General features: G+C 58.4%; 14 protein-coding genes. 3 read left to right on the forward strand and 11 right to left on the reverse strand.

The genetic code is table 11. From position 1 onward, the window contains the following. Positions 1-40: 40 nt before the first annotated feature. The 11 genes from dapF to PLH32_04245 form a co-directional block, all read right to left on the reverse strand. Positions 41-892 carry a diaminopimelate epimerase gene (gene dapF / locus PLH32_04195; GenBank protein HQJ63793.1) on the reverse strand — a complete coding sequence of 284 codons (852 nt, stop codon included), beginning with the start codon at positions 890-892 and terminating at the stop codon, positions 41-43. Continuing rightward, entirely contained in the window at positions 889-1,608 is a 720-nt protein-coding gene (locus PLH32_04200) for a DUF4412 domain-containing protein (protein HQJ63794.1), read from the reverse strand. The genes dapF and PLH32_04200 overlap by 4 nt, the downstream gene beginning before the upstream one ends. A 58-nt stretch (positions 1,609-1,666) precedes the next feature. Continuing rightward, positions 1,667-2,464: a hypothetical protein gene (locus tag PLH32_04205; protein ID HQJ63795.1), complete on the reverse strand. Its 798-nt coding sequence runs from the start codon at positions 2,462-2,464 to the stop codon at positions 1,667-1,669. Between the two features lie 82 nt (positions 2,465-2,546). Beyond that, entirely contained in the window at positions 2,547-3,167 is a 621-nt protein-coding gene (locus tag PLH32_04210) for a hypothetical protein (protein ID HQJ63796.1), read from the reverse strand. Positions 3,168-3,253: 86 nt separating this feature from the next. Continuing rightward, entirely contained in the window at positions 3,254-4,513 is a 1,260-nt protein-coding gene (locus PLH32_04215; protein HQJ63797.1) for a GWxTD domain-containing protein, read from the reverse strand. A gap of 12 nt (positions 4,514-4,525) precedes the next feature. Beyond that, on the reverse strand, positions 4,526-6,367 hold the full coding sequence (locus PLH32_04220) for a bifunctional homocysteine S-methyltransferase/methylenetetrahydrofolate reductase (protein ID HQJ63798.1): 1,842 nt from the start codon (positions 6,365-6,367) through the stop codon (positions 4,526-4,528). Between the two features lie 13 nt (positions 6,368-6,380). Further along, positions 6,381-9,503, reverse strand: a complete 3,123-nt coding sequence (locus PLH32_04225; protein ID HQJ63799.1) for a BamA/TamA family outer membrane protein — start codon at positions 9,501-9,503, stop codon at positions 6,381-6,383. A 168-nt stretch (positions 9,504-9,671) separates the two neighbouring features. After that, entirely contained in the window at positions 9,672-10,763 is a 1,092-nt protein-coding gene (locus tag PLH32_04230) for an aldose 1-epimerase family protein (GenBank protein HQJ63800.1), read from the reverse strand. Between the two features lie 173 nt (positions 10,764-10,936). Then, positions 10,937-11,428: a GNAT family N-acetyltransferase gene (locus PLH32_04235; protein HQJ63801.1), complete on the reverse strand. Its 492-nt coding sequence runs from the start codon at positions 11,426-11,428 to the stop codon at positions 10,937-10,939. Positions 11,429-11,712: 284 nt separating this feature from the next. Then, positions 11,713-13,071, reverse strand: a complete 1,359-nt coding sequence (locus PLH32_04240; GenBank protein HQJ63802.1) for a sigma-54 dependent transcriptional regulator — start codon at positions 13,069-13,071, stop codon at positions 11,713-11,715. Further along, positions 13,068-14,627 carry an ATP-binding protein gene (locus PLH32_04245; GenBank protein HQJ63803.1) on the reverse strand — a complete coding sequence of 520 codons (1,560 nt, stop codon included), beginning with the start codon at positions 14,625-14,627 and terminating at the stop codon, positions 13,068-13,070. Before PLH32_04245 ends, PLH32_04240 begins: the two co-directional genes overlap by 4 nt. Before the next feature lie 425 nt (positions 14,628-15,052). Between PLH32_04245 and PLH32_04250 the strand changes: the two genes are divergently transcribed. The 3 genes from PLH32_04250 to PLH32_04260 all read left to right on the forward strand — a co-directional run bounded on the left by PLH32_04250 (position 15,053) and on the right by PLH32_04260 (position 17,843). Beyond that, positions 15,053-15,649 (forward strand): DUF4398 domain-containing protein, encoded by a 597-nt coding sequence (locus PLH32_04250; GenBank protein HQJ63804.1) that lies wholly within the window; start codon positions 15,053-15,055, stop codon positions 15,647-15,649. A 158-nt stretch (positions 15,650-15,807) separates the two neighbouring features. Then, positions 15,808-17,004, forward strand: a complete 1,197-nt coding sequence (locus PLH32_04255; protein HQJ63805.1) for a L,D-transpeptidase family protein — start codon at positions 15,808-15,810, stop codon at positions 17,002-17,004. 68 nt (positions 17,005-17,072) lie between these two features. After that, the gene (locus tag PLH32_04260) at positions 17,073-17,843 is read left to right on the forward strand and encodes a L,D-transpeptidase (protein ID HQJ63806.1); all 771 of its coding nucleotides are present in this window, start codon (positions 17,073-17,075) and stop codon (positions 17,841-17,843) included.

The raw sequence follows: 17,843 nt of genomic DNA on the forward strand, positions 1-17,843 counted from the left end.
TAAGCAAAAAGCCCGGTCCTCGCAAGAACCGGGCTTTTTTTTATGCGCCGGGATGTGGATTCATCGTGCGGGGTGCGGTAGTGGGGCTTCCGTGATGGTCCGCGAAGAGCTCACCCTCATAGACCGGATCGATCATTCCGGAGAGTGTGATTTTGGAAAGCTCTGTATTAAAATCGATGGTCAGCCGGCCGCCGGGAAAATCGAGATGGACCGGCGCCACCGCCAGGCCGCGCCGGTGGCAGAGGAGGGCGGCCGCCATCGCTCCGGTGCCACAGGCCAGGGTTTCGCCTTCGACCCCGCGCTCCCAGGTGCGCACCCGGAGGTGATGGGGGGCGACGATCTCGACAAAGTCGGCGTTGGCGCCCGCGGGGAAGAGGGGATGGTAGCGGAAGAAAGGCCCTTCCCGGGCGATATCCACTTGCCGGACGTCCGGAACCAGGATCACATAATGGGGCACCCCGGTATCGATGAATCCCCCCGATCGCCATCCCCGTTGGGAGGCGGCATCGCGATCGAGGTCGATTTCGCCCGGAGGGAGCATCCGGGTGGTCACCTGCAATCCCTCGACCCGGGCCTGATAGAGGCGGCCGGATATTTCGAAAGAGAGGTTCTTGCTGCCGAGGCCGAGGCGCCGGGCAAACCAGGCGATGGCGCGGCTGCCGTTGCCGCACATTCCGGCGATGCTGCCGTCGGCGTTGATGTGAACGTAGCGGAAATCAGCCCGCGTGCTGGATTCGAGCAGGATGACACCGTCGGCGCCGATGCTCTCATGGTGCCGGCAAAGACGGCTGAAGAAGGCCGCATCGCGTTCCGCCGACCAGGTCCCGCTGCGATTATCGATCAGGATGAAATCGTTTCCGGTCGCCGAGACTTTGATGAAATGCAGGCTCAATTCATGTCGCCCATCATCGACTGCTTTTTATAGTCTGCCGGCAGTTCAAAAATCCCGTCCGGAGCCTTGCCTTCCTTGAATTCAATCAGGGTGGTGGAGGTTTTAATGGTCTGTCCCATCATCTGGATGCTGGTCTGATTGAGGACATGGACGCCCTTGATTTTCTGCATCTCCTCAATCATGGTGTGCAGGCTGGAGGCGAGCATGGGGTTGGCGGCCATAAGGGCACTGGTGAATTTGGCGTACAGCGCGGGATCGATCTTGATGTCCTCCGTGGCCCAGATCTCGCTTGTAATCGCAAAGCCCATGCCGCCCATATCCAGCTTGAGGATAGATTTACTGCAGTTCCATTTGCCGATCTTTTTTTTCTCTCCAGCAGGGGTGACGGTTGCCTGGATTCCGAGATCCACCGCCGGCTGTTCGGTTGCGGTGGCGAAATTGAGGGGAATTTCCATATAACTCTTTTGCGGATGCCGCAGGATATAGAGGAGGCCCTTGTCCATGCGCAGAATGATCGAGGTCTCCGGATCATCGCGGCGCACCTTGTCGCGGGTCATCCAGGTCGTCTTGATGAGCTCTTTGGCCGGATGGGTTTGCCCCATAATGACGATGGCATCCGAATGTTCAGATTCCTTGATATAGATATCCGCCTGCGCCAGCCGGGCGCACGCCAGAACAAGCAAGGTGAGGAACACGATGCGGAGCCGGTGTTTCATGAAAGCCTCCAGTCGTGGAAAGGATGCAAAACCTGCAAATAGGGGGGAGAAACGGAGTCTATCCCAGTTTCTGTTTGAGCTGCTCCAGAAAGACGCCTTCCGCCTCGGCCGATTCGTGGGCGAGGATTTGCTCCACTTCGGCCGCGATGGCCTCCCGGCTGGCGGCAAATTCGGGATCGCTGGTGGTGAGATCTTCGTAATCGTCGGCGATCTCGGCGATGAAGTTTTCGCGGAACGGCTTGCTGGTTTGCAAGCGGTCGATCAGCGCCAGCGAGCGGTTGAGGATTTCGAAATAGATCAGACGGGCGTGGTTGTTCTTGCCCTCGTTGTGCAGGGATTTGGCGCGCACAAAGAGAATCTGGCATGCCTCGACAATCTGCTGGGGATCAATCTTTTGCGCTTGCGGAAAATCAAATATATTCGCCACCTCTTCCTGGATGGCCGCTGCTTCGTTGCGGCCGGCGGGACTGATGAAAAAGGAACTGAGGTCGGGAAAGACTTCAATGAGATTGACCAGGATGTCGACGAGGGCGTTTTTCTCCTTCGTCCGGATCGCCTTGCGCAGTTCCTGATAGCTGGTGAAGGTCTGGGGTTCGTTCAGCCAGGTGAGCAGGAGCGCCACCTGGTGTTCGCAACGGCTGCTGCCGACGGGGCAGGTGCAGCGTCCGAAGAACTGCTCGCCGTCAATGATCATTTCGACGCGGTAATGCCCCTTGCTGCGTACCGTCGCCGAGAGGCCATAATTGGTCTGGAACCGGTGCCGCACCCATCCATTTTCATAGATCTGTTCGCCCATACGGTAAACCTCGGGCGTTGCGTAGGCCGAGACATCGAGCGGGGTTATGCGAGAGGGCATGGCTGATTCCCTTCGGTTTGCCGGAACATGCTGCCGGCCTCATCGCCGCGCCCGCTATTATGGCGTGGCGAGAGGAGGGCCATCAAGCCCTGGCTGCTGCTGTTTTTTTGATCTCGCGGATCTTTTGCAGAATCAGTTTGAGGGCCTCTTTATCCAGCGGGGTGCTTTTCTTTCCCGGCCCCCCGAGCGGGATGCGCTTTTCCATGCCGCCGTCGGCGGTCGGCGTCCACAGGGCAATGACCGGCGTCACACCGATGCTGATCTGGGCGCCATTCCTGAGGGTGAGGGCCAGTGCCCCGTCCATCTCGTCGACCGATTTGATTTCGTCCCAGGGGATGAATTCGATACGGTCACCGCGGTGCAGCAGTTCGCCGCTGCGCAAGGCCTCGATGCCGCAGAGCGGCCGGACATAGAGCAGCGCCTGGGGGGTGATGCGGTAGTGCAGCCCGTAGACGAGGTTGCGAAACCAGGCGCTGATGCACCCTAAAATGAAGACGGTGAAAAAGATGACGCGTCCGGCGAACTGCGACGCCTGGGCCTCCATGCCCAGGGCGTTGAGGAGCACGGCACCCAGCAGTCCAAGGACGAACCCGCTGAGGAGCCAACTGAAGATCTTGCCGCCAAAGCGTCCGGCCGCGCGGTGCCGCCAGATGAGCAGGGTTTTGCCGAATTCCATCTTTTTACTGCGCTGCCACACTTTCATCGCGTCAGGACTCCTTTAGGGTTGCAGAATGGACACGTCCCAATATACAAAAAAGCGGTCGAATTTATCAAGAAAATTATAGCGGCTCACTCTATTTTTAAAAGCCGGAATTCGCCGTTGTTCAAGCGGTCCACAAAGAGATAGCGGCGGTTGAGGCGGTTGTAGCTCCAGATCTCCGCAGCGGCCATGCCCATCTCGCCGCCCTGCTTCTCGATCTGGTCTGGGGTTCCGTTCTGGATGAAAACACGGCCCCGGTCGGTACGCCACCCCGGACGGCCGCTGACCGGCTCGCCGAATTGCTGATTGGCAAAATCAATGCGGAGGTAGAATTCGTCCTTCAGTTCGTTTTCCGGAGTACCCGGCGTCGGGTCCCGCTTGGTCCAGAAGGCATCAATCAGCTGTTCGCGTTCCTCCCCTTGCGCCCGCATGATCTCCCGGATGGTGCTCCCCTTGGCAACCAGGGCGAGCTGTTCGACGGCCAGATCGTTGCTGGCACTCGGGCCGCTGGCATGGCCATAAAGCAGAAAGAGGCGTTGTTCGGTTTGTAGGGTGCGCGATCCCGACGTGGCACGGAGTTGCAGGAGATACTCCCCCGGCTTGGTGATCTCCTTGCCCAGGTCGACGCAGCAATGGAGGACCGGCTCAGCCTTGAGGCTTTCGCGCCGTTCCACGATCTTGCGACCGGAAAGGTCGCTCAGCATAAGTTGCGTCCGCACCGAGTCGGCGCCAGCCGGGGGATAGAGTTCATAGATGACGCCGATGGCACCGCTGTTCCGGTAAAAGGCGCTGCGCAGATTGAGGGCATAGAGCCCCGAATCGCAATCCAGGCTGTCGGCCAGTAATACATCACTGATCTGCAGCTTGTCCAGACTAAAATCGGGGACTTTCAGCCGGTCTTCACGTTCGATCAGCGGCAGTCCCTCGGCATTGAGCAGCTTGAGCCGCCAGGTGTAATCGCCGGGCTTCAGGGTGAAATGCGCGGCATGGGTGCGAGGATTGCTGCGCAAATTGGTGAACTCAAAACGGTGGACGGTGACGGTATCGCGGAGGAGTTTATAGGCGGCCAGATCGTGGCTGCCGCTGTAGAGCATCAACTCCAGATCATAGCGGGCTTGCCAGGTGCTTGAATCCTGTTTGAGAAAAGAGAGGGCGTCGTTGGCGATGCGGATATAGGCATCGACGCTACCGGCCGGGCGTTCTTCGGGGCGGGTCGAGCAGAAAAACCGGATCTGGAAAATATCGGGCCCCAGGGCATCCCGGCCGCGCGGCCCCGGCCGGTTCTGGGCAAAGACCGGGGTCAAAGCGGCGAGAAGCAGGGCCAGCAGATAGAGGGATTGGCGTTTCATAAGCGTATCCTGTTAAAGGACCTGTAAAACTTCGATGGCAATATCATACTTGTCTTTGGTGAAGGGCGGCATCAGATAGAGCCCCTTCACCTGGGGGAACTGGTGCAGTTCGCGGATGCTGGATTGAGCGATTTCGATGCCGGCCTTTTTGGCCGAAGCGCTGTCGCTTGCCGCCGCGAAGCGGCGGGCGATCGCTTCGGGCACGACCACGCCCGGGACTTCGTTGTTGAGGTACTCCACCGTGCGGTAGCTCATGAGCGGCATGACCCCGGCCAGGATGGGGAGCTGCAGGGACTCGCTCCGCCGAAAAAAGGCCTCGAGTTGGCGCGGATCGAAGACCGGCTGGGTGAGGATATATTCGGCGCCGGCAGCCGCCTTCTGTTCCAGCCGGGCCAGTTCCAGATCCAGGTCCAGAGCCCCGGGGTTGGCTCCCACGCCGATGTGCCATGCGGTCGGCGCGCCGATCGGATTGCCGGCAAGATCGAAGCCCTGATTCAGGCCGTGAACCATCCGAGTCAGTCCGATCGAATCGACGTCAAAAACTGCTGTGGCGTTGGGATAATCGCCGAGCTTGGGTGGATCCCCGGTGATGATGAGAATGTTGCGCAGTCCCAAGGCATGATGGCCTAGCAGGTCGGATTGCATGCCCAGCAGATTACGGTCGCGGCAGCAGTAATGCAGGATGGTTTCGATGGGGAGCGAGCGCTCGATCAGCTGCGCCAGGGCGCTTGGGGCCATCCGCGAAGAGGCGCGCGGGCCATCCGGGATGTTGACCGCATCGATACCAAAACCGGCCAGCTTGCGCACACCGGCCAGCACCGTGCTGACATCGGTGCCGCGTGGGCTGAGGACCTCGACGGAGACGACGAATTTATGGTCGAGGCGCGCAGCCAGGGCTGATTTCTCGGGGCGCGGAACCGGCTGTATGGTGATCTCCCGGCCCGGCTTGAGTGCAACCGCAGCCGCCTCACGGCGCGGCTGCAGTGCGCGTACCGCACTGGCGATGGCCTGGATATGCTCGGGCGTCGTGCCGCAACAGCCGCCGACGATATTGGCGCCGGCGGTAATGAAACGGCGAGCGAATTCGGCATGATATTCGGGGGTGGACATGTAAAGAAGCCGCCCCTCGACGAGCCGCGGCAGACCTGCATTGGGCTGCGCGGAGATGAAAGGCGCTCCCGCTCGGGCCAGGCGCTGGATGACCTCGAGCATGGCTTGCGGCCCTACGGAGCAGTTGGCGCCAATCACGTCAGCGCCCTCGGCAAGCAGCCGCTCCACCACGGTCTCGGGTTCGACGCCGCGGGTGGTCTTACCCTCCTCATCATAGGTCATCTGCGCGATGACCGGAAGCGAACTGACCGCGCGTACCGCACGTATTGCGAGAACGATCTCGTCGAGATCCTGAAAGGTTTCGAGGATGAAGAGATCGGCGCCGGCTGCGGCCAGGGCATCCGCCTGCTCGCCAAAGAGCGCCATCAGTTCCGTTTCGCTACGAGTGCCGAGCTGGGCCGCCTTGACACCGGTTGGCCCGATCGAACCTGCCACGTAGAGCGCATCACCCGCGGCCTGGCGCGCCAGCTCGACACCGCGGCGGTTGATGGCCGTGGTTTGCTCTTCGAGACCATAGGTCTTCAATTTGAGCCGGTTGGCACCAAAGGTGTTGGTTTCGAGGAGATCCGCCCGCGCTGCTGCATAGGTGCGATGGAGATCGAGCACCAGATCCGGCGCAGAGAGATTTAGCTCCTCGAAACAGCGGTTGATCGAGATGCCCCGCCGGTAAAGCATGGTCCCCGTGGCGCCATCGCAAACCAGGATGGCCTTGCGGAGCCGGTCGCGAAAGGGTTCCAGTGGCACACGCGGCTCCGTCCTAAAAGTCGGCGCCGAGTGACCAGAGGGCCCGCGGCGATTTCGCGGTATTGTAGAAATTGGTCGGCCAGGCCAGATCGTAGCGCAGCAAGGCAAAGCCGATATTCATGCGTACCCCGAATCCGATGCTGGCAAACATGTCCCGGGTTTTGAAGAGGCCATTGGGCGCCTTGACGAGTGGCTTGATCGACTCCCCTTTGTCCCAGGCCATCCCCATGTCGGTGAAGAGGGCACCGCCAATATTTCCCAGGGCGATGGGCAGGGGGAAGCCGATGATCGCTTGATGGATCAACGGGAAGCGGAATTCGAAATTAACCAGGGCGAAACGGTTGCCTTCCAGGGTGTAATAATCCGCCCCGCGCATGGGCATTTCAAAGGAGGCAAAATAGATATCCTCGATGTGCTGGACGCGGATGCCATTGAAAAATCCATAGTTGAGCCAGTTAGGCAAGCCGCCGAGGAAGAATTTCTGCTTGTTGCGTCCTTCACTGAAGCCGGTGGCCAGGCGGGTGGCGAAGGTGTAATTGCGCATCAGGCGCATATAGCGGCGATAGTCCAGCCGCACCGTAGCGAAATCGATGCCATTCTTGCCGAGACCGGGGCTATAGGTGACACCGAGCGCCATGCCGGTGCCGTTGACCGGGCCGGTGTTGCCCCAGACGCTGGTATCGCGCGTATAGGTGAGATTATTCATGAGGAAGAAGCGGTCGCGCGGCGAGAGGTAGCCCAGGTTGATCAGCTGGTCGGTGATATCGTCGGGAATTTCCATATAGGTCCGGTTGATGCCCATGGCGGTCACACCGTAACTGAGCCGCTCGAAACGGTTAAAGGGGTTGCTCAGCAGCAGGCTCAGGCCATAATTGCGGTCGCGGACGTAGCCGGTATAGTCGGAGTAGTAATAATAGGCGTTGTGGTAGAGACCGGCGCCGATGTCGAGCTTGTGCGGCAAGTAGTAGTAGGTGAGGGCGTAATCGGCATTGCGAAAATCCCCATAGAGGCCGAGGCCGATATCCAGGCGATGGTTGCCCAGGACATCCGAGAGCATGATGGTGGTCATCCCCTGGGTGCCATAGAACTGGCTGTACCCGACGCCGCCATAAATGAGGTCGGGGGTCAGTTCCACCTTGTACTTGTTGACCTTGTACTGGCCGGTGGGCATGATGTAGTCGGTTGAATCGAGGAAGACCTTGCGCTTGTTGACCTGGGAGACCAGATCACCCTCGGCGAATTTATTGTCAAAGACAAAGTCGCGGTATTGCCGGGTCTCCTCCGTCTGCACAAGGGCCGGGCCGGGGGTCAGGGCCGGGGGCTCCTCCTCGAAGGTATCCCGGATGCCCTTGCGTTTCTGCTCGACAAACTTGGTCTCCGGCACCACGATGCTGCCGGGTTTGATCTCGAGGGGATTCTTGAGCAGGTAGAGGTCATAGCCGGCAAAGTAGAAGGAGGTGAAGACCAGGCGGTCGGAGCTGCCGCCCCAGGAGGGTTGGAATGCGCCGGTGAGGACATTGGTGATCGGCCACTCTTCGCTGCTCTCAAGATTTTTCAGCCAGATGTTGTTCACTCCCTGGCGGTCGCTGGAAAAGGCGATACTCTTGCCGTCAGGGGCGAAGACCGGCACCCGTTCGCTGAACGGGCTCTCGACGACGCGCCGGACCGCTCCGTCCGCGACGGTGATCTCGTAGATGTCATAGTTCTTCATGTCGAGATCGCGGGGATTGAAATCCGCCGGCAGGGTGGCGGCAGCGCGGTCGCCGCGGTCACTGGAGAAGAGCAGCGTCCGGCCGTCCGGCGCCCAGCTCGGTTCGACATCGCTGAAGATATCCCGGGTGAGATTGCGCAACTCCCGGGTTTGGAGGTTGTAGAGATAGATGTCGCTCTGCCCATTCTTCAGGCCGGTGAAGGCGATCTCGTCGCCCTTTGGACTCCAACTGGGGTTGAAGACCCCGTCGAGATCGAGTTTGATGCTCTTTTCAATCTTGCCTTTTTTGACATTGACGATATAGATAGCATCCCGGCCGCCGGCGCTGGCGGTGAAGACGATCTTTTTGTCGCCCGGACTCCAGCTCATGCCGGGACCCTTGAGCCACTGCAGCTCTTCGAGGTTGCCGGCGCGCTGGCCTTTGACCAGGCGCTTCAACACTCGGCCATCGATGGCGCTCATCAGATAGATATCGAAATAGTCGCTCTTATCCGATTTGTAGACGAGTTTGTCGCCGCGGTTGCTCAAGGCTGGGCTGGTGTTGACAAAGCTGCCATCCTTACGGTGATCGGTGAGGCGGGTGGCGATTTCTTCGGGTTCGCTGCGGTTCTCGACATCGGGCCAGTATTTGCGTTTGAGATAGCGATGCCAGCGCTTGGTGAGGTCTTCCATCTTGAGACCGATGGCCTGCTGCATGCCACGTTCGAAGTTCTTGTTCACCTTAACTTTGCCGAGGATCTCGCCGACCTTCTCCTGGCCGTAGCGTTCGATCAGGTAATTCCAAACCGACTGTCCACCCTTATAGGCAAGAAAGGCGTTGAGATAGGGGATTTCGGGGACATAGCCGTTGACGGTTGCATCACGCATGAACATGTCGCTCTCGATGTCCCAGCCGCGGCTTTCGTATTCGGCCAGCCCCTCAATGAACCAGAGCGGCACCTGCATCTGGGTGATCCCGGTGATGATCGACTGGGCGCCCGAACCGTAGAGCATCTGCAGCATGACCGCATGCGTCAACTCGTGATGGATAACATGGCGGAAAGCTTCCCATTCGCCGTCGTAGGGGATGACCACCCGGTTCTTGAAGAACTCGGTGAAACCGCCCACGGATTCTTCGGGTTCGGAGAGATCGATATTGGTTTGTTCAAAATCGTTGTGGCTGTTGTGGAGGATGATTTTGATGCGATCCGTCAGCTGGTAACGGAAGGAGTGCTGGAGATGGCGGTAGCTGTCCTCGGCGGTCTCCAGGACGAAGGTGGCGATCTTGTCGCCCCCTTCAGTGAAATACACATTAAAATGCTCGGATTGTACGTACTGCCACTTGAAGTTGGTGTACTGCACCTTGTTTTTGCCGAAATATTGTGCGCTGGCGACGCTGCTCAGGACGGTCAGCCCCAGGCAGAGAGCAAGGAGGATACGTTTCATAAGGACTCCTGGATCAAAGTTGAAACAACGAAGCGGCTGGACACGATGCTTCTCAAGATTTAACACCAAAAATCCGGAAATGTTGCATAATTCGCACGGCCGTAAGGCTAATCTCCCCTTTCCGCTGCATTTTTCGGCAAGATACGGAGAAAAGGAGGGCTGCCGGGCCTATTCTGCAGCCTGAAGCCGCGCTTCGAACTCGGCACGATCCTGCGGTGTAGCGAGCACACCGATTTCGAGATGGAAGGCAGCACTTTTACCTGGATCGAGCAGCTGGAGTCGGCCATTTTGCCGGGCACTGCTGCGTCCCTCCGGCAGACAGTTGCCAGGGTGTAAGCCGATGACATAGGTGCCTTCGCCGGTCATTTTCCAGTGGGTATAATGGGGAAGTTCAGCCTTGGGATAATTTAAATAGAGCCCGATCCCCTGACCTTCGTTGAATTTCGGATTGATCAGGGCGACATTAACCGCTCCTCGGGCGTCCGCATCATGGTCGATGTAAAAATACTGTTCTTCCGTCTGGGCGGTGGGTGCTTCGCACTGGTCAAACCCCTCCACACCCGCTGCGGAGAGTTCGTCGCGGGGTTCGATGTTATCGATGACCGCGCGCAGCTCGCTACCCGGGGCCACCACCGGGAAACCAGCGTTGCATTGGTAGAGGAACATCAGCGGCGCGGGCGCAAAGCCTTCGTTAACCACCACATCCTTGATCCAGATCCGGGATTGGCCGATACGGGTGTGAATGCTGCGGCGGAGAAGCAAATTAGGGCCATAGAGGCTGGATTCGCGGACCTCGCCGGTAGCCCAAAGCAGATATTCATCGCCGTCCCATTCCGCGCCAAAGCCGACATTCCTCGCCGGCAGGTTGCCGATGCGGCCATGCATACCGAGTTCCTCCTCGATTTCCTCGTCGACTTCCGCGGGACCGACATGGGTGAGGCCGCAGGTGGTGAGCAGGCCGCCGCCCATGGAATAGAGCCAGCCGATGTCGTGGGGGTCGAAAAAGGCGGGAGCGACCGGGCCAGCGGGGGCTTGCCAGTACAAAGGGATACCATTGAAAGCGGCGTCATAGATGTCCATGGCGCGGTCCTGAAGCAGCGTGAAACAAAGCCCGGAACCGGTCCTGAATTCCAGGGCGCGGATACCGCGCTCGGCACCATTGACCAGCTCTACGGGACGAACCGAGGCGATCTGGGCGATATCGCCGACATGACGCAGCAGTTCCTGGCGCGAATAAGTACGACCGAATAAAGTTGCCACTGGTTCCTCGCTTGAAGGGGATGAGACCCTGCGGAACGCCCCGGCGGGAAGACGCCGATGCTTTTAAAACAATGAATTAACTTAACTAAAATGCAGGCAAAAGTCAAGCAGCAAAAAAGCGGGATTTGTTAGGCCAGGGTGCCGGCGTGGATGAACCGGAGGGGACGCTGCAGTCAGTCAACGGGGGGATTGAAATGCTTGATATAAAAGAGCATATCTTCGCCGCTGCAGAAATAGTTACGGATGCGGCCGGCTTGCTTGTACGCCCGTTCGGTGAAAAAACGGGTGAACGCCGCGTATTTGGCCTCTGAAGTGATCTCGATGATTACAAGCCGCGCCCCCTCTCCCCGCATCCGGGCTTCGAGCCAGGTCAGCATCTCGGTGCCGGTCCCATGGTGCTGATGCGCCGGGGTGACGACCAGAAAATGGAGCCGCCAGGTCCCTTCGGTGCCGGCTACCGGCCCGTAGCAAGCAAAAACCACCGCTTCGCCCTGCTCCGCCTCTCCGACGACAACCCGGTACTCCTCCTGGCCGGCATTGAAGAGGTAGGCATCGACGAGTTCCATGGCGAGATTGATCGCCTGCACGCTGAAGACACCGGTCTTCTGCAGTACCTCGTACAGCACTTCGCGATCTTGAGACACCATGGGGCGGACGGTGATCATAGTTTCGGCTCTTGAACTAGAGATCAAGGGTTAGGAGCCCTCACTGTGAGGCCTTCACCAGAGTCTATCTGGCAGAAAAGCACTAAACAAGAACAATGCCAGAAAAATGGCCGAAAAATAACATTGATAATATGGAAGTTAAAATAATAAATCGGCTGTAGTGGCCTTCATTCGCCCCACTTTTTACCGGAATGAAAAAAGCTGCGCCCTTTTATGGTAAAAGATTCTCATTATGAGAATCTGTGCCGGGGCGCGGCTGGGGCTCTTCTTAAAATGATAATCTCCTAGCCCTCTTCGATCTGGTACTCCTTGATCTTGCGGTAGAGCGTGGCCAGACCGATCTGCAGGAGCATGGCGCTTTTCTGCTTGTCGTAGTTACAGTATCGCAGGGTCTGCTCGATGGCCCGTTTTTCAATCTCCGCCAGCGAACTGCCCGCCAGCGGTCCCAGTGAGACCTCCAAGCCCTCCATGCCGGCGATCAGGGAGGGGAAATGGCTCATCTTGAGTTCGTTGCCCTTGGCGAGGACCACCGCCCGTTCCATCATGTTCTCCAACTCGCGTACGTTGCCGCGCCATGGATAGGTCATCATCTGCGCCAGAACCTGCTCATCGATCTTTTCGATCGTTTTGCTGTTGATCTCGTTGTATTTCTGCATAAAATAATAGGCCAGGGGTTTGATATCCGAGGCCCGGTCCCGCAGCGGTGGCAGCGTGATGGTGATGACATTGAGGCGGTAATAGAGATCCTCGCGGAAGAGCGCCTTGGCGACCTGCTCCTCGAGGTTGCGGTTGGTGGCGGCGATGATCCGGACATCCGCCTTGAGGGCCGCGGTGCCGCCGAGCCGTTCGTATTCGCCGCTTTGTAGGAAACGCAGCAGCTTGACCTGCATAGCCGGGGCCAGATCGCCGATTTCATCGAGAAAAAGCGATCCCTGGTTGGCCAGCTCCACCTTGCCGGGTTTCTGTTTCATCGCGCCCGTAAAGGCTCCGCGCTCATAGCCAAAGAGTTCGGCTTCCAGCAGATTTTCAGGGATAGCGCCGCAGTTGATTTTGACCAGCGGTTTATCGGCGCGCGGGCTCTGACGATGGATCGCTGTGGCGATCACCTCCTTGCCTGTGCCGGTTTCTCCAGTCAGCAAAACCGTGCTGCGCGAGGGCGCCACCTGGCTGACCACTTCGAGGACCGCTTTCAGGGCTGGGCTGTTGCCGATGATAACCGGCGCATCACTGCTGCGGCCGAGCAGCAGCTTCAGTCGTTCATTCTCCTTACGCAGGGTGATGACCTCCACCAGCTTGGCCAGGATCCGCTTGAGATCGGCCAGGCTGAAGGGCTTGGCCAGATAATCATAGGCGCCGCTGCGCAAGGCAACTTTGGTCGATTCGATCGACCCGTAGGCGGTCATGATGATGACCGGAACCTGCGGCTGCTGCTCCTGGAGATACTCCAGCAGATCCAGCCCCGAGCCATCCTTCAGCTTGAGGTCGGTGATGACGATGTCGAATTCCTCCGACTTGATGCGCTGCAAACCTTCATTGCGGGAGGAGGCGGTGAGGATGGAATAGGCTTCATCCTCCAGCCCCAGCTGGAGCGCCTGCAGCGTATCGGTTTCGTCATCGACGAGCAGGATTTTAACAGGGATCATGCGGGCTCCTTCTCCGTATGGATGTGGAGCGGCAGGCTGACCGTAAAGCGGGTCCCCTTGCCGCCCTGCGTGGTGACGCTGATGCGCCCATGATGGGCCAAAACGATTTCACGGCAGATGAACAAGCCCAACCCGGCGCCGCTCTTCTTGGTCGTGAAGAAAGGGGTGAAGAGGCTGCGCTCGATCTCGGGTTCGATACCCGGACCGTTGTCCGCGATGCTGATCGAGAGGCGCCGGCCGCGGCGGATCAGCCGCACCCGGATTTTCCCCCCGGCTCCCGTCGCCTCCATCGCGTTGGTGATCAGATTGACGAAGACCCTCCGTAGCTGAATCCAGTCCCCCATAACCGGACAGGCTGCCTCCGTGCAGCGGTAGTGCAACGCCACTGACTGGAAAGCGGCCTCCAGTCGGGTCTCCTGAACCAGGAGCGCCAGCTCCTGGCCGAGATCGAAGGGCTCCACCTTGAGGTGGGAGAGATGGGTGTAGGTCAGATAATGATCGAGATTGCTACGCAGCTGGAGCAATTGCCGCTTGGTCGCCTGGACCAGGTCGGCAATGCGCGCCTCGTATCCCTCGCGCCGGGATTCGAGGACTTGTTCAATGAGTTCGGTATTGAGGCCGATAGAATTGAGAGGATTGCGGATGTCGTGCATGATGGCACTGCTGAGGCGCGAAAGGGCGCTCAGCTGGTTGAGCCGCTGCACGCTCGATTGAAAGGCCGCCCGTTCGCTGATGTCCTGAAAGTTGATGACATAGCGGAACCGCGGCTGCTGCCCTTCGGCGATCCGGCCGAGCGAGAGCAAGGCGGGAAAGATCGAGCCCTGCTTGCGCTGGATGTAAACCTCGAGATTGGCGTGGTAGCCGCGGGGGGAGGCGAACTTTTTAGCGAGCATCTGCCGGCTGGTGGTGGTGAATAGCGTCATCACGTTGCGATCGAGAATGTCCGGCGGTTCGTAGCCGGTGAGTTTGGCGGCCATGGGATTCCAATGCTGGACCAACAGATCGCTGTTGATGGCGATAACCCCGAGCGGGGATTGCTGCAGCAGTTGGTAGGTCAGGTTGAGCTGGCGCTGCAATCCATCCTTGACGATCTTGAGTTCCCGGATCAGAGTCTGGTCGCGTTGGTGCAGCTGCTGATACTCCTCGCCCCAGAAATGGCTGAGGTTGATCAGGGTGTGATCATAGAGGCGTTGCAGGCTCTCGAAGCGCGCGGGAAAATGCGGGTCCTGCTGCGCCTCGTCGTTGAGGATGAGAAAGTGGTTGACGACCAGTCGCGTGATCCCCAGGATGAGCAGCTGGCTGTGGAGATCCTGACGGAGGTGGGGGTTCTTTTGATAGAGTTGTAGGGCATAATCGGTGAGATGAAGTCCGGGCTGCCGGGCTTTGCTCTGGCGAATGTCGAGGATGAGGTGGTTGAGGAGGCTGGAGAAGAGCTGGCGGGTGGCTTCAATTTCGAGGGTATGGCTGCTGCTCCAGGGGGAGATCAGCAGGGCTTCCATGGCGCGCTCGACCAGTTCCGGCTGGTGTTTGCGGATCAGGGCGGCAAATTGGTTCATGGATAGGATCTCCTCGGGGTTTATCATTTTAAGAGATAAAATTTACGACATTTTTCTCCAATTATCAAATTGAGAAAAAAAATTCCCTCTAATTTTGGTTTTTTTTCATTCTGAAAAAGCGCGGCAGTATGGCTGGCAACTGTATCTATTCAACTCTATTAAAAACAATAATACGAACGGACAAAAAAGTTTGGCATCAGATTTGTATAGGCATGGCGTGACGCGTGCATACCTTTCCTGGGTGTTTGCAAAGCGCCTGGCCTGATCTCCAGCGAGAGAGGGATCAGGCGGGCAAGAAAAAGCATCTGCAAGATATTTTCTCTTGTTTTTTTGCAAATTATATCATAAATTGTAAGAAGTTCAGAAGAGGGAAGGTTTCTGTGCACCATTTTACACACCCATTTAAGGAGGTTGTTAGAATGAAGGTGAAAGCGTTAGTAACTGTGCTCGTCGTCGTGTTCGCGATGGCCCTGATGCTGGGTTGCGCCAAGGTTCCGCAGCAGGAACTCGATGCTGCCAAAGCCGCTCTGGATGCTGCCAAGGCTGCCGAAGCCGATCGCTACGTCCCCGAGCTTTTCAATGCGGCCAAGGACTCCCTGACCGCTGCCACGGCTGAGATCGAGAAGCAGAACTCCAAGTTCGCGCTCTTCCGCTCGTTCAAGCGCGCCAAGGATCTCATTGCCAAAGTGACCACCGGCGCCAACGACGCTGTGGCTCAGGCCGCCGTGAAGAAGGAAGAAGTGAAGAAGGAAGCCGAAGGCATTCTGGCCCAGATCACCCCGGCCATCGAGAATGTCAAGAAGCTGATGAAGAAGGCCCCGCGCGGTAAAGAAGGCCGTGCTGCCCTCGAAGCCATCAACAGCGATCTGGCTGCTGTCGAAGCCTCCGTTGCCGAAGTCAACACCGCCATGACCAACGGCGATTTCCTGACTGCGCGCGACAAAGCCCAGGCCAATCTGCAGAAACTGAACAGCCTGGCCGAAGAGCTGCAAGCCGCCATCAACAAGAAGCTCGGCAAGTAATTCTTCACTCTTCACTGAGTGTTGGTTTCAAACCTCAGTCCGTGCAAGCAGCGCTTCGCGGGCTGAGGTTTTCTTTTTAGCAGCGGTTGCTGCTCGCCGGGTGCCGCCGCCGATTTCGCCAAGCAGAAGTAATCCGTTGGTTTTGAATTGAGTGAAGCATGCCGTTTGATTACAGCCGATACGCCAGACCAGCCGAGTCCGTTCCCGCCGCAAGAAACTGGTTCCTGATCGTCAATCTCGTTCTGGCGCTCTTCCTGGGCGCCGTCAGCTTGATCATCGAAGTTTCGAACAAACCGCCGGTGGCCTGTTTCGACGATGCCAGTCGGGCGGTCAGCCAGGCCCGCCAATTGCAGGCCGCCGTCTATGCTCCGGACCAGCTGCGCATGGCCGAGAGCTATCTTGAACAAGCCCGTCTTCTCTGGGCGGCGGAGAACCAGCGCTGGATGTTTCGTCGCGATTTCAGTCGTGCCACGGCCATGACCCAAAAGGCCAACGATATGGCTGAATACGCGACGATGCGTGCAACGACCCTGCGGGACTCGCTGCGGTGGGTGGCGGCGACCGGCATCAATCTGACCCGCAAGCGGATCGCCGACATTCGCGCCCAGTTTCTCAATATGCCGATGGACTCCCATGTGCGCCAAACCATCACCTTCAGCGAATTGGCGATCATGGAGAGCGAGGCGGCCTTCAAGCGGGGGGATTTCCGCCGCGCCGTCGTGCGGTATCAGGTGGCCGCTAAAAATATCGGCAGCGCCGGGGATGAGGTCACCCAAATACTCAATGGCTATTTCGTCAATGTCCCCAAATGGCGCAAATGGGTGCAGCAGACCTTGCGCTGGTCGGTCGATAACAACAGCGTGGTCATCCTGGTCGACAAGCTCGCCCATCGCTGCCAGGTTTACCGAAAAGGGACCAAGACCGCAGAATTTCCCGTCGAACTCGGCCCCAACTGGCTGGGCCACAAGCGCCAGCGCGGCGACGGTGCAACGCCGGAGGGACTCTACCGGATCAAGCGCAAAAAGTCGGGACATCGCACCGCTTATTACAAGGCGCTGGAAATCGATTATCCCAACGCCGAGGATATTGCCCAATTCAACGCCGCCAAGGCGCGTGGCGAGATCGCCCGCAGCGCCGGGATCGGCGGTCTGATCGAGGTCCACGGCGACGGCGGCAAGGGGGCCAACTGGACCGCCGGATGCGTGGCCTTGCGTAACCGTGATATGGACACCCTGTACAATATGGTGGAGGAGGGCACGCCGATCACCATCGTCGGTTCCCTGCGCAGCATCAGCACCTCCGCTCTGGATACGGCCCAGGCCGCCGAAGGCAAAGGGCAAAGCACCGCCAAGTAATTCCGGAGCCGGCTCCCCCGGCCCTTGCAGCCCATGCTGCCGAATTCGTTCACGTAATTCAGGATCCCATGAAACGCTCCGTTCGTCGGGACTTTCGTCCCCAACCCAAAACAGAGGATAAAACCCAACCGCGGATTGAATTTGACGACTTCGATCCCGAAAAGACCGAAAAAAAGCTCGGCCTCGCCCTCTTTTTCGGACTCTTTTTCGGACTGCTCGCCGCCTTTTTCGTCTTTCTCTACGCCCCGAATCTCCGCGATCTCCTCTTTCGCCTGGCCCCCAGGGAGAATTCGGTGCGCGTTGACAGCAGCGCCGACCCCAAGCTCTATGAGAGAGAGCTCCTGGCATTGGCCAAGTCGGTTCAGGCCAAACAGAAGAGGATCGATGCCCTCATCCCCAAAGAGCCCTGGCTGATCATCGATACCTCGGGCAACCAGATCTTTCTGATGCAAGACAAGACGTTGCTGCATAAAGGGGTATGCTCGACGGGAAGTTATGTCCTTTTGCGCGCCGGCCGGAACAAACAGTGGATCTTCCGCACCCCGCGTGGGCAGTTCCGGGTGCTCAACAAGATGAGACGGCCGGTATGGTATATGCCCGATTGGGCTTTTGTCGAAGAGGGGCGGCCGATTCCGCCACGCGATTCTCCTTTGCGCTACGAGTCGGGGGTTCTCGGCGAATATGGGCTCGCGCTGGGCCAGGGATATCTGATCCACGGAACGCTCTACAAGCGCTTCCTGGGCATGCCGGTCACCCATGGCTGTGTGCGGCTGGGGGATGAGGATCTGGAGGTCGTTGCAAAAAATATGGATACCGGCTCCAAGGTCTTTATTTACTAG

This window comes from bacterium, assembly GCA_035419245.1.
In the GTDB taxonomy this organism is placed as follows: domain Bacteria; phylum Zhuqueibacterota; class Zhuqueibacteria; order Residuimicrobiales; family Residuimicrobiaceae; genus JAKPUX01.

Bases quoted from the DNA above. Each gene is read 5' to 3' on its own strand.
- PLH32_04200 (HQJ63794.1), bottom strand. From the start codon at position 1,608: ATGAAACACCGGCTCCGCATCGTGTTCCTCACCTTGCTTGTTCTGGCG.
- PLH32_04205 (HQJ63795.1), bottom strand. From the start codon at position 2,464: ATGCCCTCTCGCATAACCCCGCTCGATGTCTCGGCCTACGCAACGCCC.
- PLH32_04210 (HQJ63796.1), bottom strand. From the start codon at position 3,167: ATGAAAGTGTGGCAGCGCAGTAAAAAGATGGAATTCGGCAAAACCCTG.
- PLH32_04215 (HQJ63797.1), bottom strand. From the start codon at position 4,513: ATGAAACGCCAATCCCTCTATCTGCTGGCCCTGCTTCTCGCCGCTTTG.
- PLH32_04225 (HQJ63799.1), bottom strand. From the start codon at position 9,503: ATGAAACGTATCCTCCTTGCTCTCTGCCTGGGGCTGACCGTCCTGAGC.
- PLH32_04235 (HQJ63801.1), bottom strand. From the start codon at position 11,428: ATGATCACCGTCCGCCCCATGGTGTCTCAAGATCGCGAAGTGCTGTAC.
- PLH32_04240 (HQJ63802.1), bottom strand. From the start codon at position 13,071: ATGATCCCTGTTAAAATCCTGCTCGTCGATGACGAAACCGATACGCTG.
- PLH32_04245 (HQJ63803.1), bottom strand. From the start codon at position 14,627: ATGAACCAATTTGCCGCCCTGATCCGCAAACACCAGCCGGAACTGGTC.
- PLH32_04255 (HQJ63805.1), top strand. From the start codon at position 15,808: ATGCCGTTTGATTACAGCCGATACGCCAGACCAGCCGAGTCCGTTCCC.
- PLH32_04260 (HQJ63806.1), top strand. From the start codon at position 17,073: ATGAAACGCTCCGTTCGTCGGGACTTTCGTCCCCAACCCAAAACAGAG.